Origin of the sequence: Thalassobium sp. R2A62 (assembly GCF_000161835.1) — a bacterium.
GTDB lineage: Bacteria > Pseudomonadota > Alphaproteobacteria > Rhodobacterales > Rhodobacteraceae > Thalassobium.
On the sequence record NZ_GG697169.2, the window covers coordinates 1,531,325 to 1,554,417 of the forward strand.

Sequence of the window (23,093 nt, forward strand, 5' to 3'; positions counted from 1 at the left end):
AACCGCTTGCCAGTCTGACACCTCCGCCGCAGGGTTGATTCAACAAGAGATTGGAGAGACCACAATGCCCGCTATCCAAGCCGCCGTATGCCATGATTTTGGCGCAGACCTATCTGTCGAAACTGTTGAGCTGCGCGCGCCTATGGGGGCCGAAGTTGAGGTCACGCTCAAAGCCTGCGCCATTTGTCATTCCGATATCACATATGCCTCTGGCGCGTGGGGCGGCTCGTTGCCAGCCGTCTATGGGCACGAAGCCGCGGGCCACGTGACAGCTGTTGGCGATCATGTATCCGGCCTCAATATCGGCGACCCAGTGGTCGTGACGTTGATCCGCTCGTGTGGTGCATGCCCGACCTGTTCATCTGGCGCACCCGTCGCATGCGAAACACCCTATGATGGTGACCACGGCCCGCTGTCGATGCCGGATGGCACTAAACTGCACCAAGCAATGGCCAGCGGCGCATTCGCAGAAAAGGTGGTCGTCTTGCAATCCCAAGTCGTCCGTATCCCCGAATCCATGCCGATGGAGTCTGCGTCCCTGCTCGCGTGTGGTGTAATTACCGGCGTTGGTGCTGTGGTCAACGCGGCCCAACTGCGCGCAGGCCAAGATGTCGTTGTGATTGGCGCAGGTGGTGTGGGTCTTAACGCGATCCAAGGCGCCCGGATCGCAGGCGCTCGCCGGATCGTCGCCGTTGATATGAGCGAAGAGAAATTGGCCATCGCCCGCGAATTTGGCGCAACCGATGGTGTTCTCGCCACTGCGGACAAACCGTGGCAAGCCGCCAAGGACGCGATGGGCCGCGGTGCCGATGCCGTTCTGGTCACTGTTGGCACGATCCCAGCTTATGACAGCGCGCCCAAATATCTCGCGACGGGCGGCCGTGTGATCATGGTGGGCATGCCCCATTCCGGTGACATGTCGACCTACGAACCGGTGATGCTGGCCGCGACAGGTCAGGGCATGGTCGGCAGCAAAATGGGTGATGTCGTCATCCAACGTGACATCCCGTGGATGGTTGACCTCTATGAACAAGGTCGCCTGAAGCTCGACGAGCTTGTCTCGGGTCGCTGGTCGCTCGACCAGATCAACGACGCCATCGCCGACACAAAAACCGGCAGTGCCAAGCGCAACGTCATCCTGTTCGATTGATCCAAAAGAGGCCCAGTTTGAAGCTTCAAGACCTCGAAATTTTTGTCGTAGCGCCCCCTGCCCCCGGTTGGGGTGGCCGCTATTGGATCATCCCGAAACTCACAACGGACACTGGCATTGTTGGCTACGGTGAATGTTATGCCAGCAGCGTCGGCCCCGAGGCCATGCGCGCGGTGATCGAAGATGTCTTTGCCCGCCACATGCAAGGTGAGAACCCCGAAAACATCGAACTGATGTTTCGACGGGTCTATTCGTCCGGCTTTACCCAACGACCTGATTTGACCGTCATGGGCGCGTTCTCTGGATTGGAAATCGCCTGTTGGGATATCTTGGGTAAGGACCGTGATCGCCCCGTTCATGCGCTGATCGGCGGCAAGATGAACGACCGTATCCGTGCCTACACTTATCTCTATCCACTCCCTCACCACGACATTGCTGCCTTTTGGACGGTCCCCGAAATGCAGGCCGAGAGCGCAGCGGCACGTGTTGCCGAAGGATACACCGCCATGAAATTCGATCCCGCTGGCCCCTACACCATGCGCGGCGGTCACATGCCTGCGATGACCGACATTGATCTGTCGGTGCGCATGTGTGCTGCGATCCGCGACGCCGTCGGCACCCGCGCGGATTTGCTCTTTGGCACGCATGGCCAATTCACAACTGCAGGCGCCATTCGTCTGGGCCAAGCTCTCGAGCCTTATTCGCCATTGTGGTTCGAAGAACCGATCCCACCGGACAACATCCATGAAATGGCCAAGGTCGCCGCAGCCACAGGTATTCCCGTGGCCACGGGCGAGCGGCTGACAACCAAGGCTGAATTTGCACCTGTCTTGCGCTCGGGCGCGGCCACCATCCTGCAACCCGCACTGGGGCGCTCAGGCGGTATTTGGGAAACCAAAAAGATCGCAATTCTCGCCGAGGCGTATAATGCACAGATGGCACCGCATCTCTATGCAGGACCGGTAGAATGGGCCGCTAACATCCACCTCGCCGCATCTATCCCCAATATCCTGATGGCCGAAACCATCGAAACCCCATTCCATGATGCATTGATTAAATCCTCCATCACAGTCGAGGCGGGCTATATCACGCCCCCCACCGCACCGGGCTTGGGGATCGACTTTGACGAGGATCTCGCGCGCGCCAATCCGTACACGGGGCCTGGCCTGCATTTGGAAATGCGAGACGAGCCTTGCGACTATACCAACGGCAACGCATTCGAAGGTGGCGCCCCCTCTTCTGACTTCTAGGGGTTTTCATCTGCCGCTCACCCGCCTACCTTGAACGTAGTTCACGAAAGGCATCCCATGAGCACCAAGACCGACAAACGCCGCGCCGATTTGCGTGCATCCCTGATCGACATCGCCGAGACGCACATCATCGCGGGTGGGCTAGGATCGCTCAAGGCGCGCGCATTGGCGACAGAAGCTGGCTGTGCAGTGGGTGCGATCTACAATGTTGTTGGCGACTTGCACGATCTGAAACTGATGGTGAATGCCCGTACCTTTAAACGGATGGGCGCCAAGATTGCCGCCAACACACACGGGGATACCCCAACCGAACGGTTGATCTCTATGTCGCATGCCTATCTCGACTTTGCTGACACCAATCAGAATGCATGGCGCGCGCTGTTTGATCTCGACCGTCCCGAGGGCGCGACCGCCCCTAACTGGTATCTGACTGAGATGGGCCAGCTCTTTGCGATCATCGACGGGCCGATCAAGGCTGTCTTTACTGAAATGACGGCTGACGACCATGCGCTGATGACCCGCGCGTTGTTTTCATCCGTCCATGGCATCGTCACCCTAGGCCTTGATCCAGCAAGCGCTGGAGTACCCCTGCCCCAACTGCGCCGCATGATTGCGCTGGTTCTGACGGCAATCACTCACTGACCGGAAACAAAGAATTTTTGAACGTTGTTCATATTTTTCTTGAACTTCGATAGACCTCCTCCCATTTGTCATTCATGAACAGTGTTCACAAAATGGAGACGGCAATGTTTGGAACGTTTAAAACTCGGATCACCGGCGCCAATGCCCGCGCAGAAGAGCAGGTCCGTGACGTCTATGCGATCGAATTGATTGACCAGAAAATCCGCGAGGCCGAAGGGTCTGTTAAGTCCGCCAAGGCAACGCTCGCCTCGCTTATTCAGCGTCAGCGCAGCGAAGAGCGCCAAAAAGGTGCGCTTGAGGCACGGATCGCCGACATGACGATCCGCGCAACCGAGGCCCTGGACGCAGATCGCGAAGATCTGGCCGCAGAAGCAGCAAGCGCCATCGCACAAATGGAAAACGAGCTGAAAATTCGCAATGAGACGGTTGACCGTCTGGACCAAAAGGTGATCCTACTGCGGTCCTCACTCGAGGCGGATACACGCCGGATTATCGACCTCAAACAAGGCGCAATCCAAGCCTGCGCCGTGCGCCGCGAACAACAAATGCAGAAGCGAATCAATTCGACCATCGGCATCACGTCTAGTGTCGAAGAAGCCGAAGACCTGAGCGCCAGTGTCTTGGGCCGTGATGACCCGTTTGAACAGTCACAGATCCTAGACGAGATCGACAATGATCTGGGGCGTGGATCGGTTGCAGACCGTATGGCCGCCAGCGGCTTTGGCCCCTCAACCCGCACCACCGCCGATGATGTTCTCGCCCGTCTCAAGTCCAAGAAAAAGTAACCCCGCACCACACCTAACCCGCACACACCAAAGGATAATACAATGCTGAATCCAACCAAGAACGACAACACAGTCATCATGCTCTTTAACCTTGCAGGCGTTGTGATCGCCCTCGCGATGCTGGCGCTGAGCCTCTACATGTCGCCCGACGTGCCGCTGTCGACCAAAGGCTACTGGGCCATCGGCATTCTGATGCTCTGCACCGGTCTGGTGAACTTTGTGAAATACCGCTTTGACGAGCGTTTGGGCGAAGACCGCATCATGCGGCTTGAAGAGGCCAAAAACGAACGGCTTCTCGAGGATTACGTAAGCAACAAAGCCGCCTAAATCACATGATCCAGAACAAGGGCCTCGCGTTGCCAAACGCGGGGCCTGTTTGCGTCTCTAGACACTCATCGCGACAACACGGCTGATTTCGATCAACGACCGTCCCGACTGGTCGGCCCATGTGTTAAAGGCCTCTTGGGTCTGCGCGAGCGCCCGTTTCGAGGTGGGTTGGCCGTCCACAACGCCCTCGGCCACGAGCCGCGCCACGACATCGCGGCTCAGGATAAATCCATCACGCTTCGCAAATCGCATCGCGTATTGCCCCGTCATGCCGCCCAATCGCGTGCCGCGTTTCTTGAGCATCGCTAGCAACCCGACAAAATCATCGTTCGGCCATTGCGCAATCGCGGCGCCAACCGAACCACTCTCGGCCTGAAGTTCCAGCAGAAAGACAGCGTTTTCTTGGACAGCTCGAATTTTGGGCCCGTGGCGCACAATCGCGGTGTTTGTGATCAGCGCATCGAACATTTCGTCGTGCAGCATGGCCACCCGACCCAGATCAAAGCCAAAGAACGCCTCTTCGAACCCGTCCCACATGGCATCGACAACTTTCCAGTTAAAGCCCGCCTGAAAAACACAGTTGGTCAGCGTTGAAAGCCAGCGATCACCGGGTTTGAGGATCAACTCGTCCGGCGACAACGGTCCGCCCCCGATCTTTTCCTCTAGTGCCTCTGCCCCGCCTTTGCGTTCGGCCGCAATGTCATAGATGGCGTCAAAGGACCGCATGGATCAGTCCAAAGCCTGCAGTCGTTTCAACAACGACGAAGTATCCCAACGACCGCCGCCCAGCTTTTGCACATCTTTGTAGAATTGATCGACCAGTGCCGTAACCGGCAAGCTCGCACCATTTTCATCCGCTGTCGACAGACAGATATCCAAATCCTTGCGCATCCAATCGACGGCAAACCCGTGCTCCCACTGGTCATCCAGCATCGTCTCGTAGCGGTTCGCCATCTGCCAAGACCCTGCGGCCCCTTGGGAGATCACCTCGACCACAGTGCGCCCGTCCAATCCCGCCTTTTGCGCAAAATGCAGCGCCTCTGACAATCCTTGGACCAGTCCGGCAATGGCGATCTGGTTGCACATCTTGGTCATCTGGCCTGCGCCGCTCTCACCGATCCGGCGGACCAGCTTGGCATAGACGTCGATCACCGGCTCGGCCCGATCATAGTCTGCCGCATCACCACCACACATCACCGACAACTGGGCGTTCTCGGCCCCCGCCTGACCACCCGAAATTGGCGCGTCTACAAAACCCAGACCAGCGGCCTTGGCTGCAGCATACATGTCGGACGTAACGGCCGCCGATACCGTGGTGTGATCCACAAACAAGGCGCCCTCTTCCATGCCGTCAAATGCACCGTCGTCGCCAACACAAACCATGCGTAGATCATCATCGTTGCCGACGCAGGCCATGACCATCTCGGCCCCTAGGGCAGCATCCCGTGGCGTGGCACCCATCGTGCCACCATGCTCGGCGACCCAAGCCTCGGCCTTGGCCGTCGTGCGGTTGTAGACACAGACCTCGTGGCCCGCGGCCTGCAAATGCCCCGCCATCGGGTATCCCATCACGCCCAATCCTAAAAAAGCCAATTTCGCCATGATGGTCATCCTCTACGGTTATATCGATCGATCGCAGCCCATTGGGTCCGCATTTCGTGTTTAAATTACAACACCTTACAAGGCAACTCCACTATCTCATATTGGCATTAAAATCAATGGGTTAGAGATCCCTCTCCTGAAATTACCCTTGAACCATGCCCTAGCAGTCGACCGCGTGCCATCCTGCCACCAATCGCAAGAGCCACCTAACCAAGCGATCTAAATTTCGGGCTTTCGATGGATCATGGACACAAATGGTTTTGATCACTAACGTTACTTCAATCCGGATGGATTAGTCATTAAGGCTCATAGTTTGAGCACCGTATTGTGAGGGCACGTTTTGGCCGCTGGAAAACAAATTAGTTCATACCGATGAAGGCCGACGACGAAAGAGATTGAACGTGGCGGCAACAAGGATGGCTATATCCTTCATCGACCCAAAACATTAAGTCTGTGATGACCGCTTTGGGGCGATCTCCAAATCGCCGACAAGCATAAAAAACGATGTGTCAAAAATTGAGAAGAGACTGGTCAGGTAGGCACCAGAAGTAACGAGTAAGGGAAACCAATGAGTACATTGGGAACGATTGTAGCAACCGACACCCGCACAGGGTTGAAAGTGATATTTCATTTAATTCAGGAAGATGACGCAGTGGCATTTCGTCGCCCAGAGATCAAAAATTGGCACCACCGCTGCGACCCCGCAATCAAGATCATCCACGGCTTTTTCGAAGAACTCGAAGCAATTGAAGACGGGAGGTTTTGTGAACTTGAGTTTTTCGAGATCTCACCGCACTACCACAACGATTGGGCAAGCGCGCGTTCATATAGACACCAGACCTTTGATCCCAAACAAATCACGGCCCGGCAAAGGCATTAGTCCAAAATAAGAAATGGCGATCCCGCGAGGACTCGAACCCCGAACCTGCTGATTAGAAGTCAGCTGCTCTATCCAGTTGAGCTACGGGACCGCTGGGTGTCAGTGGGTCCAGGCCCCACGACGGTTGGTCGCAAAATTTTCGGCATAGCCGTTTGCGCGGATATTGGCGCGGCGCGGCTTGGGCTCGGTCACAGCGGCATCAATGCCATTGTCCGCGGCATATTCAACAGCCGCCTCTTTGGTATCAAAGGTCATGCGCACTTGGCTCTGAGTGTCAGACGACGACGTCCAACCCATCAGCGGATCAATTTCGCGCGCGCTGTCACGCGTGAATTCCAGCACCCAAGATTTCGTCTTGGCCGTTCCCGACGACATGGCAGTTTTGGCAGGTCTGAAAATACGGGCTTTCATATCGGTGATCCTATGCTCAGCGTTCGCGGTGTTATCGGAAAAAACGACCCCCACCGCAAGAGGTATGGCCGCAATAGAGCCGAACGGGGTTGAAAGAGAACAAAAACAGATCAAATGTAGCGCTTCCCTGTTTAGGAATCACCAAATGTCTGACGCGCTGCTGCATTCACCCGCTCCTGATGTGAAGACTCGCCCCAAGCTTGAGGGCGGTATCGCGTTTCGCATGGACACGGATTTTGAACCTGCAGGCGATCAGCCCACTGCAATCAAAGAACTGACCACCGGCGTTAACGAGGGCGAGCGCGATCAGGTTCTTCTGGGTGTCACCGGATCAGGCAAGACATTTACAATGGCCAAAGTGATCGAGGAAACCCAGCGCCCTGCGATCATCCTAGCCCCGAACAAAACCCTCGCCGCCCAGCTCTATGGCGAATTCAAAGGGTTCTTTCCTGACAACGCCGTCGAATACTTTGTTTCGTACTACGACTACTACCAACCCGAGGCCTACGTTGCGCGGTCGGATACTTTCATCGAGAAAGAAAGCCAGATCAACGAGCAGATCGACCGCATGCGCCACTCGGCCACGCGCGCTCTGCTTGAACGGGACGACGTGATTATCGTGGCGTCCGTGTCATGCATCTACGGTATCGGTAGTGTCGAAACCTACGGCGCGATGACCCAAGATATCATCGCGGGTCAGGAATACGATCAACGCAAAGTCATCGCCGATCTGATCGCCCAGCAATACAAACGCAACGACGCCGCATTTCAACGGGGTACGTTCCGCGTCCGCGGCGACAGTTTAGAGATTTTCCCTGCCCACCTCGAAGATCGCGCATGGAAGCTGTCATTCTTTGGCGAAGAGCTGGAAAGCATCACCGAGTTTGATCCGCTGACTGGCGAGAAGACCGGCACATTCGACAAAATCCGCGTCTACGCCAACAGCCACTATGTAACGCCTAAACCCACGATGACCCAAGCGGTCATCGGCATCAAAAAAGAATTGCGGATGCGGCTCGATCAACTGGTGTCCGAGGGCAAACTGCTTGAGGCTCAGCGACTAGAGCAGCGCTGTAACTTTGACATCGAAATGCTCGAGGCGACGGGCGTGTGCAACGGAATCGAGAACTATTCGCGCTACCTGACAGGCCGCGCACCAGGCGAGCCGCCCCCCACCCTGTTTGAATTCATCCCCGACAACGCGATCGTCTTTGCCGACGAAAGCCACGTCAGTGTTCCGCAAATCGGCGGCATGTACAAAGGTGACTATCGCCGCAAATTCACGCTGGCCGAACACGGGTTCCGCCTGCCGTCGTGCATGGACAACCGACCTCTTAAGTTCGAGGAATGGGACGCAATGCGCCCTCAGTCGATCTTTGTCTCGGCCACCCCAGCCGCATGGGAGATCGAACAAACCGGCGGTGTGTTCGCCGAACAGGTCATTCGCCCAACCGGCCTTTTGGACCCCGAAATCGAAATCCGACCTGTCGAGATGCAGGTCGACGATCTGCTCGACGAGGTCCGCAAAGTCGCCGCCGACGGCTACCGCACCCTCGTCACCACCCTGACCAAACGCATGTCCGAAGACCTAACCGAATATATGCACGAACAGGGCATCCGCGTCCGGTACATGCACAGCGACATCGACACGATTGAACGGATCGAAATCCTGCGCGATCTGCGGCTCGGTGCCTTTGACGTATTGATCGGGATCAACCTTTTGCGCGAGGGTCTCGATATTCCCGAATGTGGTTTGGTCGCCATTCTGGACGCCGACAAAGAAGGCTTCTTGCGATCCGAGACGTCACTGGTTCAGACCATTGGACGGGCCGCGCGAAACGCCGATGGCCGTGTCATTATGTACGCCGACCGGATCACCGGATCGATGGAACGTGCTATGGGCGAAACCAACCGTCGCCGTGTCAAACAAGAGGCCTATAACATCGAGCACGGCATCACGCCTGCGACGGTCAAAAAGAACGTCGAGGACATTCTAGCCGGCCTCTACAAGGGCGACACCGACCAATCCCGCGTCACAGCCCAGATCGACAAACCGCTCGCCGGTGCCAACCTACAAACCGTGCTCGAGGGTCTGCGCACTGACATGCGCAAGGCCGCCGAAAACCTAGAGTTCGAAGAAGCCGCCAGCCTGCGCGACGAGGTCAAACGCCTCGAAACCGTCGAACTCACCGTCTCGGACGACCCGCTCGCCCGCCAATACGCGGTAGAAAAAGCGGTCGACGACGCCAAGAAATCCAGTGGTCGCAGCACCATGGGCCGAGGCGGCATGCGCGGCGGCGTTAAACGCAAAGGCAAGTGGAGCGGTTAATTATCGACCGCGTCAGGAGCCACTTCTTCTTCTGTGGCTTCACTCTCATCCGGCTCTTTAACCTCACGATCCTCACTCGACGTGATAGTCAAAATCGCCGCCTCAGGCGCGCCACTAAAGGTCGTTGCAATCACAACATAATCGCCTGGGGCTAAATTCAACGCGGTCACCGCATTCGAGTCCTCGCCACCATCATCATCTTGGGCAAGCACAACACAGCGCCCATTCGCGTCCTTGCGCAACAAGTAGAGAAACGGATCGCCCGAAGTCGTCTGGCTGTCAAAACGCATCGACATGTCCCTCGCCGCAGGAATGGAAAACCGCAACTGGCTTGGTGTTGATAGTGTCTGTGCCTCACCATCCAAAACCGCGGCTGGCAAAGCTTCGAACCTGTCAGTGCACATCTCTACGGCGCGGACAACATGCGCTGTTCGACCGGTAGCACGCCCGTCATCCAGCTCGGTATAAAGCCCCAGAATCGCAAGCCCTTGTTCCTCAAGCGCTGCGTTTTGTGCGCAGGTCAAAGCGTTCCCGGTTCGGTGCAAACAGATCACCCGCCACCCTAGATCAGTAATTTCGGCACCACTTATGTCGCCGTAGCTGTAGCTGACCATTTCTTGCAGCCGCAGCGTCTGAATGTCCTCCATGAAGTCCGGCTCGGCTCCAAACCGATAGAGATATTCTGCAAAAGGTGCGCGACCGTTGTGCGCCAAATCAAGCGCGACCAAGAGGTTCAACGCACCACGGCACCGAACGCATTCAAGGTTGGTCTTCATCCGTTCTTCTCGCAGTGCAAGCACAATGGATCTTACTGCAATTTTGCGATCCGCTTGTGACAGGCTCTCCATCAATGGTGATGTGTCCAGCACTTGCCCCGGCAGTGTCGGACCATTTCGCGGTGGGGTATCCTCTAATTTGGACAGAATGCTATCCGCGAGATCAGAGTCGCGCCCGCGAAGCTCTGACCCATCGTTCAGCTGCGCCACAAAGCGATCATTGTTTGCATCACGACCCATCGCAATGCGCGCAAAGGACACCATGTCCTTGGTTGGGACAATCAGCGCCCCGATTAATAGAATTCCAAAGGTGATGACAAAAGCATTCCGTGTCATCGCGACCACGGAAACGATCACGCCGACAGCACCGAGCATTGCAAACAGCTCGACCGTACGCAGTCTTGCCCAATTTGCGTCACCAACAAACTCTCGCTCAACCGACGCCAACGCCAAATAGACCAGCCCCAAGATGCCAGCCAATACAAACACCAGCATTCCGCAAATCTGCAACAAGCGTGCCGCATCGGCGGACATGATAGCCTCAGCACAACGGCGCAATGATCCGTCGCTTGCCACTGTGGGCCGATTTACCGTTGGGGATTTTGCCATGATCAATCTCGCATCTCAAAGGGCCGTTCGCCCCCGCACCTTCATTTTGCGCAATTGGATGCAAACACTCTCACTCAGCCGTCACCGCAGTGCCTTAACACCTGTTAACGCACCCTTAACCAACTTGGCGCAAAGTAAAGCAGGGGTAAGAGGTGGCCGAGATGGCCCGCGTTTTGGTTCTATTGGCGCTGTTGTGCGCAACACAGACGCAGGCGGGCCCATGGCCACTTGGCAAGGGGGACGTGTTTTTGTCGTTCGGCGCCAATGTTGCGGTCACCCAAGACGCGGAAGCGCCGGTGCATACTGATCCATCGCTCTACCTCGAATATGGGCTGACTGAAAAACTGACCGTTGGTTTTACCAGCTTTTCCTCCGAGGCTGGCGAGGCGATCTCTGGCTATGCCTTTGCGCGCTATCCGGTGCTGCCACCTCTCAACGATCCGTTGACGGTGACAATCGGTGCGGGTCTCAAATATCGCTTTGGCGATTTGGCACCTGACCCGCGGATACAGTTGGGTTTCTCATGGTGCCACGGATGGGACAACGCTTGGGCCACTATCGTCACAAACAGCACCTATTCCACAACCGACCAGACTACATTTCACACGCTCGACGCGACCTACGGTTGGCGACCAACAGACAACATTGCGACCATCTTTCAGCTATAAACAGGTACAGGTGAAACCGTTGATTTTTACGCAAAAATTGCCCCCTCAGTCGCCTACACTTTTGGCGATCATCTCACTGTTGAATTGGGGTTGATCCAGGCGCTCACTGGCGATCGCAGCACCGGATTGCGACTTGGAACCTGGATCGAATTCTAGCGTGTTACCTCGTTGATCAGTCCTTTGTAGAGATCTCGGATTCGGGTCAAAACGGGACCACGCCCCCCATCAAATCCAATTGGTTTTCCATCGATTTCCGCCACGGGGGTCTGCGCTCCAAAGGTCCCCGTCAAAAACGCTTCGTCTGCACCATAGGCATCAACCAACGAAAAATTGCGTTCAAAAACAGGGATGTCGTTGGCCCGACATAGGTTGATCACGTTCTGTCGTGTCACTCCGTTCATGCAATAATCACCTGTCGACGTCCAAACCTCGCCACGTCGCACGACAAAGAAATTGCAGGCGTTTGTCGTGTTAACGAACCCATGCGGATCGAGCATCAAACCCTCGTCCGCCCCAGCCTGTTGTGCTTGCAAGCAGGCGATCACGCAGTTGAGCTTTGAGTGGGAATTGTATTTGGCATCCTGCGCCATCGGCAACCCACGGACCTGCGGGACAGTTGCCAGCCGGATACCTTGCCCCTGCAACGCATCTACCGGTTTCGAATGCTCCATCAAGATCACGACCGTCGGTCCAGATTGGCTAAGGTTCGGGTGTTGGAATGGGCGTACTTTGACACCACGTGTCACCATCAAACGGCAATGCGCATCCCCCGTCATCCCGTTGGCTGCCGCTGTTTGTTGCATCGCATCCCGCATTTGCTCTCGCGTCATACCGATGTCGAGATCAACCGCCTTACAGCTGTCATAGAGCCGGTCCATATGCGTGTCAAAGAACGCCCATGTCCCGTTATACAGACGCATCCCTTCCCACATGCCGTCGCCCAACATAAAGCCACTGTCATAGACCGACACCACCGCCTGTTCCTTGGGAACGAGGCGACCATTTAGCCAGATCATCAGGTTTTCATTGCGGGCGTCTTCTTGGGCGGCGTGGGTTGTGTACTCGGGCATGATGGCTCCTATTTCCGGATCATATTTACGCACCTGCTCGGTGCGCTCAAGCCTGCAAAACGCAACCAGCCAACGGAGTCCAACAAAAGCCAAAACGGGGCGCATCACTGCACCCCACTCCCGTCCCATCCGTCGACTTAGCCCTAGATCGGGTTATCCATTCTGACCTGAATATTAACCGTTCCTTTGACCGCCTCGCTCGAAGTCAGCTCGACCTCTCTGCGATCGAGACCCTGATTTCGCAGGACTGATGGAAGATCGAATACTAGCATACCACCTAAGTTGGTGATCGGATCATACGGTACGATTGCCTCGACATTCCAAGCCGGCCCAAAAACGGCAACTGACCAGTTGTGTCGATCACCCATTTATTGTCCTCAGACGCCTCGGTGTGTTTGATCACAGCTGGGTTCGATACCGTCTCGCTGATCCCGTTGAACGTGTTGGCACGGAGTTCGATATTCACCATTCGGCCAAAATTCATACCGGCATAGGTCGTATCGATATGTTCGATCCGATCAATCGAACCATTCAAGGTTTTAAACACGTTGCCGACGACATGCAGGCCGTTAATAAACGGCCCTGCCCCATGCGGTTTGACCACGATCCAATTGAACTAATTTGCCACGTCATTGCACGTGAACGTGTTCCCCGTAATCGTCAAACCACCAAACGAAAGGCCAACCCCAAATTCTGGATCTTGGTCGTATTCGTTCGTCCACTCGATAAAGTTGTTATCAACATAGTTGCCAGTGATCAGCGATTTGCAATTCTACTTGGCGATGATCATGCCGCCCTTGCGGACACCGTCAGTTTCATCATCTCCGTGGAACCAGTGGTTGCCAACAATTGTGCTACCGGTCCCACCCAAAACACCAAAGTGCTCGAACCGAACGGTCCGATTGTCACGAATTTTTGCGTCATTTGCATTGGTGTTGAACCCGATGGAAATCCAGTCTTCAACTGGAATTGGTTGCTCGTTCGAGATAAACTGGCACCGGTCAATTTGCAGCCCCTGACAGCCCTCATGCGCAGATGTGATGCCACGGTTAAGAGGTCGGTTGATATTGCAATCTGTGATCTGGAACGTCACGCCTGTTTTGGCAAGCATGATCCCACTCGCCTTACCCTCACACTGAAAATCAATCTCGGCCAGTTGGAACGCTGTCAGCTGGTCGAACCCACTGAAATCCAGCAGGTATTTGAACCGGGTAAAGGTATAAGTCTGCGTTCCTTCAGCATCAAAGATGCGGCTGGCTTAGCGTCACCCGTTGCTGGCCAACATCAACCGAGCTGACATAGATTTCGCGCCCGACCCCGTTGCCTTCGACAAGGCTGCCCATTTGAATATTTGCAACATTCGCGACGCCCGTCAGAACCCGTGCATTTGCCGGATCATAGGTCGCTTGCGATGTGACAATTTCCGAATCCCACGCAGGACCATCAATCGGATGCAGCTGGCCATTTCGGATCACCCGCCGCGTGGCAAATGTTGTGCGAGAAGGCACCGCTGCCTGCATATCAACAGGCTCGCTCAGTGCGACACGGCGCCCACCCAGATCGAGGCTTTCGTGGTTCGAGAAAAACAACAGCGCGTGAAATGCCGCCTTGAACGCGCGTTCCTCATCATCAAACGCATCATAGTAGGTAGGTAGTTCAAAATTCTTGATCAGGGCCAACCGATGTTCGGCGGCCATAACGACCGTTCCTTCGAACTGGATACGGTTGTTGATCGTGACATTGCTTCCCAGAAAATAGGTTCCGGCCGACACCAATACTTCGCGACCATTCGCCGCCTGATCCGCGGCCTCGAACGCCGCACTATCGTCGGTCACACCGTCGCCAACAGCACCAAAGTCGCGCACATCCGCGGTCGAAATCATGTTGCGCAGAAACACGGATGTGACGTCTTCGATTTCGATATCGTCAATGCGGACAACGCCGTTGTTCGCACCAGTCAAATCCAACCCCATATGCGCATAAACGACCTGATCACCCCAGACCATATCAACGACAGTACGGTTGCCCGAGCCCACAAAGGCCGACACTTCGACCACTTCGCCATAGGTTGTCAGTGGAACGGATACGCCAAGATTGGTAACAGTCCCCACAGCGCCATTGTCAGCCCGTGACGGTCGGGTCGAAATCCGAACTGATGGCAAATTGCCGCTGATTGCTTTGACGCGTACGGTCACCTTCAAATAGCAGCCCGGCAGGATTGGTGTCTCGCCCATATAGCGGACGCGCTGCATAGCGCTGGTTTTGAGCAGTTCGAGTGCTGCGCCAAAATCCTGATCTGCAGGCACATAAACACCATTGCCGGAACCCGCGTAGGTGTCAGATCCAGGTGTGCCATCACCGCTCGACCAGACATCCAGACCATTCGCAAAACTAGGCGGCATCAAGACCAGCCCGTCAGTAATCACTTTGTTCATCAAAATCCCTTTCCACGCGATCTGCGCCACAACCGGACGCATCCATTTCGGGAAAAGAGATTTACCAAGCGGGAGTTAACCCCCTCTCAGAGCACCGTGACGGTGCAACCGTGCGCCGCCCTGTCGTTCATAGGGCCGCCAACCTTCAGATTGGGCTGCTGGGTGTAAAGTCAGCTCGAGTATTTTGGGTAATTATGCACCCACATCGGGGGCTTTGACTTCGGCGACGCCATCAATGCGCCAGCCTTCGGCCATCCGCACCATCATGTAATCATACATCTGAAATCCACCGATCCCATCCCGCAGGATCACCCGCTGGACCCAGCGTGGCCCCAAATCACTTAGTTCAAGGTATTGGACCGTCTCGTTGTTCCAAACGGTTGGAAACCCTTGCTCGACCATTGTGCCAAAGCGTGCCGAATTGCCAAACATGCCTTGGATCATCGGACTTGCGAATTCAAACGCAGCATCAACGTCCTTTGCGCGAAACGCCTCCATTTGGCCGTTGATTGTGGCTTCGATCTCTGCCGCTTCAGCATCCTGCGCCAGCACTGCCGTCGCCCAAATCATCCCAAACATCGCTACCACAATTGCAAAAACTCTCATCTTCACGCCCTCCCAATTTATTTATCTCTATAAAAGATACGCAGCAAAACGCCTTTGGGTTTCAAATTTCTTTCAATTAGCTGTGTCCGATCACGCCATATCACTTGTTCGAACCCGTCTCAGCCCATAGGTGTTTTCATAACACAATGATAAAGGTGCCCCAGATGTCCGACATGCCCCATTCGATGTCCGCCCAAGATAGCCTCGCTGCTCTTATGATCGCGGTCTCTGCCTCTGACGAAAACATCCGCACCTCAGAGCTGGTCAAAATCACTAACATTATCAACAATCTGCCCGTTTTTGCAGGGTACGATGCGGATAAACTCAACCAGATCGCACAGACAGTTTTTGACCTTCTCGAGCAAGAAGACGGCCTCGACGCTCTCTTTGGGTTGATCCGCGAAAGCCTGCCAGAGCGACTTAATGAAACGGCCTATGCGATCTCGTGTGATGTTGCAGCCGCCGACGGCGATATCGCTCAGTCCGAGGCGCGTATGCTCGAAGAAATTCGGTACGAGCTCAACATTGACCGTCTCCACGCTGCCGCTATCGAACGCGGTGCACGCGCGCGCCACATCGTCTAAGACCCTCTAAACGTCGACCGTATAGAGCGCGCCCCAACGTTGCAGCAGTCTCTGTTGCAATCGTTTCGCCCGCCTGTTGTAGCTACGTGCGCCTGATGGATCCTCGCGGTCACTGCGTGAAATCGCGGCGCGGCGCTCGACGTCGGCGGCAAAGAACGCAAAGGCGAGCATCCGACCATCCACTGCACGAATATATCCTGCGAGTGCACTTACAAAGTTCAGCGTGCCGGTCTTAGCTGCGACTTGGACCGGATGATCCCCAATCCGCTTGCGGTCTTCGTCTGTCATGTCGATATCTTTTAGGATCGGGCGCAAATTTCCATTTGGTCCCACACGCACCAAGGCCGCCACCATCTGTTCGGCACTGATCCGGGATTGATCCCCAAGCCCTGAATGATCGACAAACGTGGCATCAATGCCCAGTTCGGCTTTGCACCAACGGTTCATCAATGAAGCACTGGCCGAAAGCCCATCAATGGCTCCGGTCCTTTGGCTGGCCGCCAATCCCGCTGCTTCTGCTGTCAGGTTCGTCGAAAACTTGAGCATACCGCGCATCTGCTCGGTCATAGTCCCTGACAAGAACCGTGCCAACACTGCCCCTTCGGGGCGTGCGCGTGTCACGCTAGCTGTCCCCAACGCAATACCTTGTGCACGCGCAAACGTCCGCAACACATCAGCTGCGTAGAGACCCGGCTTGCGCACAGGCAACCACCGTGCCCCTGCATTGCCCAGCGCGCTGCGTGCAACGCTCCATTGATCAAAATGGCCACCGTCGCTATAGGCGTAAACAGGCGTCTCGCGGCGTTCGACCCGCATCCGCGCCATCGCAACATCAGGCCTGTGTTTCTCGCTACGCGCATCCATTGTGACGCTGTAATCCGCACCCGCGCGCCGCCACTCAAAATGGACACGGTTAAAGTTGAGGTTCAGGCCAGATACAGATGGGCTGTAGCCCAAATAATCAGGCTGCTGGGCGTCGATCGTCGCCACATACGGCAGCGCGTCTTCATAGATCTGAAATTCGCCACGCACCTCGCGCAGACCAACGGCCTTGAGATCACGAGCGACGCTCTCCATCGCATCCGTGTCCAGCGTGGGATCACCGCTGCCAACCAAAACCAGATCACCCAAACAAACACCGTCGGCAAAACCACCCGTCGCAATGACTTGGGTTTCGAACCGATGTTCTGCGCCCAGTTGATCCAGCGCATAGAGCGCGGTCACTGCTTTGGCGACACTCGCAGGTGGTTGCGCGATCTGCTCGGCATTTGCCTCCAAGACCTCACCGGTTTCGGCATCCGCCAGCATAAACGCGACTGTTCCGCTCAGTGCGGCATCCAACAACATGACCTCGGGGGCGATGTGTGTCGCGGGATCGATCGGTCCTGATCGTGCGACAGGCCGCAAAGATCGCACCGGCGCATTGGCCAGCGCCGTCCCCGCCACCGCGCTCACCATCCCGCCCAGCACAGCGCGGCGCCCCAGCACTCGTCCAAGGTTTTGACGTGATCTCCCCATCATGGCGCCAACTTATCCATTAGCGACCCCACCGTGACAACCCTCGAACGGTCTGTATTTCGACTTCCACTCTATCGCAGCAACCGCTAGCTGTGGCGCATGCAATCTCCGGTATTCTTGATGCTTGTCGCGATGTCATTGATCCCCTTGGGGGACAGTGCCGGTAAACTGTTGGCCACCGATCACGGACTGCACCCGTTCTTTTTGGCGTTTACACGCTTTGGCATTGCCGCGTGCCTCTTTGCACCCTTTGCCAGCCGCGCGACTTGGGCGTTGTTCCGCGATTGGCGCATCTGGCTGCGCGCCTCGCTGATCGCAGGGGGCATTTCTTGCATTCTGACAGCGCTCAGGACCGAAGACCTTCCTACGGTGTTTGGTGCCTTCTTTATCGGACCGATTGTCAGCTACACTCTCTCCGCTTGGTTTCTAAGAGAACCAGCTACTTGGCCCCGAACACTTTTGCTGCTGATCGGGTTTGTCGGAGTGCTCATCATCGTGCAACCCAGCCCTGATATGTCACCCGGACTGCTCTTTGCATTAGGCGCTGGCGCATTCTACGGCGCATTTCTCACAGCATCTCGCTGGCTGGCACCACTAGGTTCCGCTACAGGCCTGCTGACCACCCAACTGGTGATCGCAACGCTCATCATGGCGCCACTCGGCCTGCAACATGTGCCCACATTTACAGCCCAAATCATCTGGCTCGGGCTGGCCTCGGCTCTCTGCTCGATGGCAGGCAATCTGCTTTTGATCTTGGCCTACAGCCGCGCATCGGCGACACGACTGGCCCCGCTGGTGTATTTCCAGCTGATCGCCGCCACGATTTGCGGCTACCTTGTGTTCAATGACATCCCAACATGGACCACTGCGATCGGCCTGTTGGTCCTCATTACATCAGGCTTTGCAGCACTTCGGTTGCGCCGCTAGCCCCACTCGCCCCGTGCTCGAATGGCCGAAGATGAAACATCGCGCATTGGCATGTTTTGAAACGCCCATGCAGGCGCTTGTGACTGTCCCAAAAGACGTGCTTCGCGACCCTTCAGGCGTGCGCCTGCATAAATCCGTGCAGCTTTGCTTGTCCGTGCAGCCATCCGGTCACCGGGGCGTGCCAACACACCCACCGGCACTGTTTCCATGATCCAACGCCAATCTTGCCACTGATCAAACTGCACCAAATTATCAGCACCCATCAGCCACACAAACCGAACCTTGGGGAAATGCGCAATCAACGCGCGCAACGTCTCGGCGGTGTACCGTGTCCCGACTTGCGCTTCGAAATCTGTGACGGCAACCCGCGGGTGCCGCATGAGCGCGCGACCCGCGTGCACCCGTTCAGCGAATGGCGCAGGGCCACGTTCCTTTAGCGGATTGCCAGGCGACACCAGCCACCAAACGCGGTCCAAACAAAACCGCTTCATGGCCGCTTGGGTGATATGAACATGCCCGCCGTGCGGAGGATCAAAAGATCCCCCTAGCAGTCCAACCACCTGATCAGGTGCCGCATATGGCATCTCGAGCCGCATCAGTCGCTCTGCGAGGACGCAGCCCACAAATTGATGTCCTCCTCAGAGGCCCGCGCGTCGATCTCGTCCAACTCTGCCTGTGTAAATTCAAGGTTCGAAACGGCCCCAACACAATCGACAATCTGCGAGGCGCGCGACGCGCCTATCAACGCCGTCGTGACCCGACCACCCCGCAACACCCATGCCAGCGCCATCTGCGCAAGGGTCTGGCCCCTCGCCTGTGCCACATCATTTAGCGCTGCAATCGACGCGAGTGACCGTTCGTTGATAAAGCCGTCTAACAGCGATTTGCCCTGTGTCGCGCGGCTGCCCTCGGGCACACCGTTCAAATATTTGTTCGTCAGCATCCCTTGGGCCAACGGTGTGAATGCAATCGACCCGATCCCCTCGTCCTCAAGGGTATCAAGCAACCCATCCTTTTCCACCCAACGGTTCAACATGTTGTAGCTTGGTTGATGGATCAAACAGGGCGTGCCGAGGTCCCGCAGGATCGCCGCCGCCTCGCGGGTCTTTTCCGAATTATATGACGAGATACCCGCATAGAGCGCCTTGCCCGACCGCACGATCTGATCCAACGCACCCATGGTTTCTTCTAACGGGGTCTCTGGATCGAACCGATGTGAATAAAAGATATCCACATACTCAAGCCCCATACGCTTTAGCGATGCATCGCAGGACGAAATCAAATACTTGCGACTGCCCATCTCGCCGTAGGGGCCATCCCACATCAGGTAGCCAGCCTTGGACGAAATCACCAATTCATCACGGTAGCCCGCAAAATCCGTTGCCAAAATCTCGCCAAAGGCTTCTTCGGCGGATCCTGCTGGGGGGCCATAGTTGTTTGCCAAATCGAAATGCGTGATCCCGTTGTCAAAGGCCGTCTGGCACATCTCGCGTTTCAATTGATGCGGAGTGTCCCACCCAAAATTGTGCCACAGCCCCAACGAGATTGCGGGCAACTTCAGCCCCGAGCGGCCGCACCGACGATAGGACATCGTGTCATAGCGCGTCTCTGCAGGGATATAGGTCATCATGTGCTCCAATTTAGGTTACTGTGATGAACCCCAAGCGGCGGGGGATTGTCAAACAGCCAATGTTCGATCAACTGGGCCTACGTTCTGACCCAGCTTTACAACACCGCCTCGGACAACGCGGGCGCACCATCCACCATGCCCCGAACCGCACCGTAGCCACCATAGCCAAATGTCTCTTCCATTCGACTGCACGGCATACAAGGGCTGGTCACCTCTAATATCACATCTCCGATTTGAACCTGTTCCCCCTTGAACACCAGAAGGTTCACCCCGCTCACCACCAAATTGCGCCGCAGGTCGGCAGGATCTACCGCACCACGTCGCAACATCGCACCGATCACTCCTAGATGTTCTGCCTGCACCAACGTGACAGCCCTTTTGCCTGCTACACCGTGATCCCCCGCTAGTCCGGCATCAGTGACCTGAACCATCCCCAACGTGTCCATATGCGCACGTCGCTGCCCACGTACGCCAATCCAGTCTAGCCGCCCGGCTTGCGCCACTCGCCCCATCATCTCGCGTAATTCACACATCACGATTGCTCCTTCGCACGCCTGCCGTTACACACGACCAAATTCCTGTTTCTCTCAGAGGTCCGCCCAATGGCTGCTTATCAATACGTCTACTTTATGGACGGCGTGTCCAAAACCTATCCCGGTGGCAAAAAGGTGTTTGAAAACATCCGCCTCAACTTTCTCCCAGGTGTGAAAATCGGCGTCGTCGGTGTGAACGGCACCGGTAAATCCACGCTGATGCGCATCATGGCCGGTCAGGACAAAGAGTTTCAAGGCGAAGCATGGGCCGCCGAAGGCGCCCGCGTGGGGTATCTGCCGCAGGAACCCAAGCTGGACGAGAACAAGACCGTGCGTGAAAACGTCATGGAAGGCGTCGCCGAGAAAAAGGCGATCCTCGACCGTTACAACGAACTTGCGATGAATTACTCGGACGAGACCGCCGATGAAATGGCGCAGCTCCAAGACGAAATCGACAGCGCGAACCTGTGGGATCTCGACGCCCAAATCGACGTTTCCATGGAAGCCTTACGCTGCCCTGCTGACGACGCGATGCCCGCCACACTTTCGGGTGGTGAAGCGCGCCGCGTTGCTCTGTGCAAGCTGCTGCTCGAAGCGCCAGACATGCTGCTTTTGGACGAACCGACCAACCACCTAGACGCAGAAACCATCGCTTGGCTGCAACAGCACCTCATCGATTACAAAGGCACGATCTTGATCGTGACTCACGACCGCTATTTTCTCGATGCAATCACCGGTTGGATCCTCGAACTGGACCGTGGCTCGGGCATCCCGCACGAAGGCAACTATTCCAGCTGGCTCGAAGCCAAGGCCAAGCGTCTTGAGCGTGAAGCCAAAGACGACAAATCCAAGCAAAGGACGCTCGAGCGCGAGCTTGAATGGATGCGCCAAGGTGCCAAGGCCCGTCAAGCAAAATCCAAAGCGCGTATTTCGGCTTACAACGACCTCGCCAATCAGTCCGAGCGCGAGAAAATGGGCCGCGCTCAGATCATCATCCCCAATGGCCCGCGTCTGGGGTCCAAGGTCATTGAGGTCGAGAACCTTAAAAAGGCGATGGGCGACAAACTCTTGATCGAAGACCTGTCGTTTTCCCTGCCACCCGGCGGCATCGTCGGCGTGATCGGCCCCAACGGCGCGGGTAAATCCACGCTGTTTAAAATGCTCACAGGGCAAGAACAGCCTGACGCCGGCAGCGTCGAATACGGTGACACGGTCGAGCTGTCTTATGTCGATCAGTCGCGTGACGAACTAAACGGCGATGCCACAGTTTGGGAGGAAATCTCCTCGGGTGGCGAGATTATTCAATTGGGCGACGCGCAAATGAACAGCCGCGCCTACTGCTCCGCCTTTAACTTTAAGGGCGGCGATCAGCAGAAAAAGCTCAGCATCCTTTCGGGTGGTGAACGCAACCGCGTCCACATGGCCAAACTGCTGAAATCTGGCGGCAACGTGCTGCTGTTGGACGAACCGACCAACGACCTCGACGTCGAAACCCTGCGTGCGCTCGAAGACGCGCTTGTCGATTTCGCTGGCTGCGCCGTGGTCATTTCACACGACCGTTTCTTCCTCGACCGGATTTGCACTCACATCCTCGCATTTGAAGGCGAAGCACACGTCGAATGGTTCGAAGGCAACTTTGAAGACTACGAGGAAGACAAGAAAGGCCGTCTCGGTGCCGATGCCCTAGAACCCAAGCGCATCAAACACAAAAAATTCGCGCGGTAATCTCACCGCTCTGATCTCGTACAAAAGGCCCACCATTTGCGTGGGCCTTTTGCATTTCTGAGGTCGTCACGACAAACTTCCCCTGAAAAACCAACGCTGCCCATCCCCACTTGATATTCATGAAACGCAGAACCTTTACGCTCGGCCTTGGTGCGCTCTTTGCTGCACCGCTGATGCCGGCCCCTGCTGTTGCCGCCGTGCCTACAGCCGTCACCGAAAAATTCGCCGCCGCTAAATTGCTGGCACGATGCCACGACCGTGCGTCGCCCGAAATGCTGGGTCGCTTGATGCGGGTCGATGGCGAAACCGCGCGTGGCCTGTTTAAATTGCTACAAGATCGGGGCGTTCTTCAAAATGGGCTCGACGGCGTCGCTCGCGCAGCCAATCCGCTCAACACCCACTGTGTCCCGAACGAGGCGATCCGCGCCCGCAATCTGGCCCAACAGGTCGCACAAACCCGTGAAAAGGTCCGCGACATCTGGAACAAAGTCCAAGAGCATACGGCAGAACCGGAAACGACCCTCGATGCTGCCGAGAATGAGATGTCCGAGCTGGCCGATACAGAGATTGAGACCGAAGAGGTCCCGTCTGAAACAGACACAGCCTCGTAAATTGAAAACCAAAGCAATTGAAAAG

The 23,093-nt window shown here is 56.1% G+C and carries 22 protein-coding genes, 1 tRNA gene and 1 pseudogene; 12 read left to right on the forward strand and 12 right to left on the reverse strand.

The genetic code is table 11. The annotated features are described in order from the left end of the window. The first annotated feature begins 64 nt into the window (after nt 1-64). The 5 genes from TR2A62_RS07700 to TR2A62_RS07720 all read left to right on the forward strand — a co-directional run bounded on the left by TR2A62_RS07700 (nt 65) and on the right by TR2A62_RS07720 (nt 4,154). Nucleotides 65-1,150, forward strand: a complete 1,086-nt coding sequence (locus TR2A62_RS07700; RefSeq protein ID WP_009160932.1) for a zinc-binding dehydrogenase — start codon at nt 65-67, stop codon at nt 1,148-1,150. A 17-nt stretch (nt 1,151-1,167) separates the two neighbouring features. Beyond that, nucleotides 1,168-2,400, forward strand: coding sequence for a mandelate racemase/muconate lactonizing enzyme family protein (locus TR2A62_RS07705; RefSeq protein ID WP_009159905.1), 1,233 nt, complete (start codon nt 1,168-1,170; stop codon nt 2,398-2,400). A 57-nt stretch (nt 2,401-2,457) separates the two neighbouring features. Continuing rightward, on the forward strand, nt 2,458-3,042 hold the full coding sequence (locus TR2A62_RS07710; RefSeq protein WP_009158874.1) for a TetR/AcrR family transcriptional regulator: 585 nt from the start codon (nt 2,458-2,460) through the stop codon (nt 3,040-3,042). 104 nt (nt 3,043-3,146) lie between these two features. Beyond that, nucleotides 3,147-3,827, forward strand: a complete 681-nt coding sequence (locus TR2A62_RS07715) for a PspA/IM30 family protein (protein WP_009159863.1) — start codon at nt 3,147-3,149, stop codon at nt 3,825-3,827. A gap of 42 nt (nt 3,828-3,869) precedes the next feature. Next, nucleotides 3,870-4,154, forward strand: coding sequence for a hypothetical protein (locus TR2A62_RS07720; RefSeq protein WP_009159551.1), 285 nt, complete (start codon nt 3,870-3,872; stop codon nt 4,152-4,154). Between the two features lie 57 nt (nt 4,155-4,211). On the opposite strand, the gene TR2A62_RS07725 is transcribed toward TR2A62_RS07720, so the two are convergent. Continuing rightward, nucleotides 4,212-4,880 (reverse strand): DNA-3-methyladenine glycosylase I, encoded by a 669-nt coding sequence (locus TR2A62_RS07725; RefSeq protein ID WP_009157770.1) that lies wholly within the window; start codon nt 4,878-4,880, stop codon nt 4,212-4,214. A gap of 3 nt (nt 4,881-4,883) precedes the next feature. Beyond that, nucleotides 4,884-5,756, reverse strand: a complete 873-nt coding sequence (locus tag TR2A62_RS07730; protein WP_009157448.1) for an NAD(P)-dependent oxidoreductase — start codon at nt 5,754-5,756, stop codon at nt 4,884-4,886. 568 nt (nt 5,757-6,324) lie between these two features. On the opposite strand from TR2A62_RS07730, the gene TR2A62_RS07735 reads away from it, so the two are divergent. After that, entirely contained in the window at nt 6,325-6,636 is a 312-nt protein-coding gene (locus TR2A62_RS07735) for a hypothetical protein (protein WP_009160347.1), read from the forward strand. A gap of 14 nt (nt 6,637-6,650) precedes the next feature. Here TR2A62_RS07735 and TR2A62_RS07740 read toward each other — a convergent pair. Together TR2A62_RS07740 and TR2A62_RS07745 are read right to left on the reverse strand one after the other, a co-directional pair. Further along, a tRNA-Arg gene (locus TR2A62_RS07740) sits at nt 6,651-6,727 on the reverse strand. A gap of 8 nt (nt 6,728-6,735) precedes the next feature. Then, complete coding sequence (locus TR2A62_RS07745; RefSeq protein WP_009159840.1) at nt 6,736-7,047, reverse strand: ETC complex I subunit; 312 nt, start codon at nt 7,045-7,047, stop codon at nt 6,736-6,738. Between the two features lie 145 nt (nt 7,048-7,192). On the opposite strand from TR2A62_RS07745, the gene uvrB reads away from it, so the two are divergent. Next, nucleotides 7,193-9,376 (forward strand): excinuclease ABC subunit UvrB, encoded by a 2,184-nt coding sequence (uvrB, locus tag TR2A62_RS07750; RefSeq protein WP_009157753.1) that lies wholly within the window; start codon nt 7,193-7,195, stop codon nt 9,374-9,376. Here the strand turns inward: uvrB and TR2A62_RS07755 are convergent. Continuing rightward, nucleotides 9,373-10,761 carry a hypothetical protein gene (locus tag TR2A62_RS07755; protein WP_040820437.1) on the reverse strand — a complete coding sequence of 463 codons (1,389 nt, stop codon included), beginning with the start codon at nt 10,759-10,761 and terminating at the stop codon, nt 9,373-9,375. The two genes, uvrB and TR2A62_RS07755, sit on opposite strands and share 4 nt — an antisense overlap. Nucleotides 10,762-10,922: 161 nt before the next feature. On the opposite strand from TR2A62_RS07755, the gene TR2A62_RS07760 reads away from it, so the two are divergent. Beyond that, entirely contained in the window at nt 10,923-11,429 is a 507-nt protein-coding gene (locus tag TR2A62_RS07760; RefSeq protein ID WP_040820440.1) for a hypothetical protein, read from the forward strand. Nucleotides 11,430-11,581: 152 nt separating this feature from the next. Here TR2A62_RS07760 and TR2A62_RS07765 read toward each other — a convergent pair whose 3' ends face one another. The 3 genes and pseudogenes from TR2A62_RS07765 to TR2A62_RS07775 all read right to left on the reverse strand — a co-directional run bounded on the left by TR2A62_RS07765 (nt 11,582) and on the right by TR2A62_RS07775 (nt 15,540). Beyond that, the gene (locus TR2A62_RS07765; protein ID WP_040821285.1) at nt 11,582-12,499 is read right to left on the reverse strand and encodes a D-amino acid aminotransferase; all 918 of its coding nucleotides are present in this window, start codon (nt 12,497-12,499) and stop codon (nt 11,582-11,584) included. A 143-nt stretch (nt 12,500-12,642) separates the two neighbouring features. Further along, a pseudogene (locus TR2A62_RS07770) lies at nt 12,643-14,934 on the reverse strand (glycosyl hydrolase family 28-related protein). A gap of 192 nt (nt 14,935-15,126) precedes the next feature. After that, complete coding sequence (locus TR2A62_RS07775; RefSeq protein WP_040820442.1) at nt 15,127-15,540, reverse strand: DUF4864 domain-containing protein; 414 nt, start codon at nt 15,538-15,540, stop codon at nt 15,127-15,129. Between the two features lie 164 nt (nt 15,541-15,704). On the opposite strand from TR2A62_RS07775, the gene TR2A62_RS07780 reads away from it, so the two are divergent. Then, nucleotides 15,705-16,124 carry a tellurite resistance TerB family protein gene (locus TR2A62_RS07780; protein ID WP_009160151.1) on the forward strand — a complete coding sequence of 140 codons (420 nt, stop codon included), beginning with the start codon at nt 15,705-15,707 and terminating at the stop codon, nt 16,122-16,124. Between the two features lie 6 nt (nt 16,125-16,130). Here TR2A62_RS07780 and dacB read toward each other — a convergent pair whose 3' ends face one another. Then, nucleotides 16,131-17,645 (reverse strand): D-alanyl-D-alanine carboxypeptidase/D-alanyl-D-alanine-endopeptidase, encoded by a 1,515-nt coding sequence (gene dacB, locus TR2A62_RS07785; RefSeq protein WP_009157680.1) that lies wholly within the window; start codon nt 17,643-17,645, stop codon nt 16,131-16,133. Nucleotides 17,646-17,741: 96 nt separating this feature from the next. On the opposite strand from dacB, the gene TR2A62_RS07790 reads away from it, so the two are divergent. Further along, the gene (locus tag TR2A62_RS07790) at nt 17,742-18,569 is read left to right on the forward strand and encodes a DMT family transporter (RefSeq protein WP_009158571.1); all 828 of its coding nucleotides are present in this window, start codon (nt 17,742-17,744) and stop codon (nt 18,567-18,569) included. Here the strand turns inward: TR2A62_RS07790 and TR2A62_RS07795 are convergent. The 3 genes from TR2A62_RS07795 to TR2A62_RS07805 all read right to left on the reverse strand — a co-directional run bounded on the left by TR2A62_RS07795 (nt 18,566) and on the right by TR2A62_RS07805 (nt 20,732). Further along, complete coding sequence (locus TR2A62_RS07795; protein ID WP_040820444.1) at nt 18,566-19,165, reverse strand: nicotinate-nucleotide adenylyltransferase; 600 nt, start codon at nt 19,163-19,165, stop codon at nt 18,566-18,568. The genes TR2A62_RS07790 and TR2A62_RS07795 overlap by 4 nt on opposite strands. Then, nucleotides 19,165-20,196, reverse strand: a complete 1,032-nt coding sequence (mgrA, locus tag TR2A62_RS07800) for an L-glyceraldehyde 3-phosphate reductase (protein WP_040820448.1) — start codon at nt 20,194-20,196, stop codon at nt 19,165-19,167. Before mgrA ends, TR2A62_RS07795 begins: the two co-directional genes overlap by 1 nt. Before the next feature lie 98 nt (nt 20,197-20,294). Beyond that, the gene (locus TR2A62_RS07805; protein WP_009157769.1) at nt 20,295-20,732 is read right to left on the reverse strand and encodes an MOSC domain-containing protein; all 438 of its coding nucleotides are present in this window, start codon (nt 20,730-20,732) and stop codon (nt 20,295-20,297) included. Between the two features lie 69 nt (nt 20,733-20,801). On the opposite strand from TR2A62_RS07805, the gene ettA reads away from it, so the two are divergent. Next, nucleotides 20,802-22,457, forward strand: a complete 1,656-nt coding sequence (gene ettA / locus TR2A62_RS07810; protein ID WP_009160438.1) for an energy-dependent translational throttle protein EttA — start codon at nt 20,802-20,804, stop codon at nt 22,455-22,457. 119 nt (nt 22,458-22,576) lie between these two features. After that, nucleotides 22,577-23,068, forward strand: a complete 492-nt coding sequence (locus TR2A62_RS07815; protein ID WP_009157387.1) for a hypothetical protein — start codon at nt 22,577-22,579, stop codon at nt 23,066-23,068. Nucleotides 23,069-23,093: the final 25 nt, after the last annotated feature.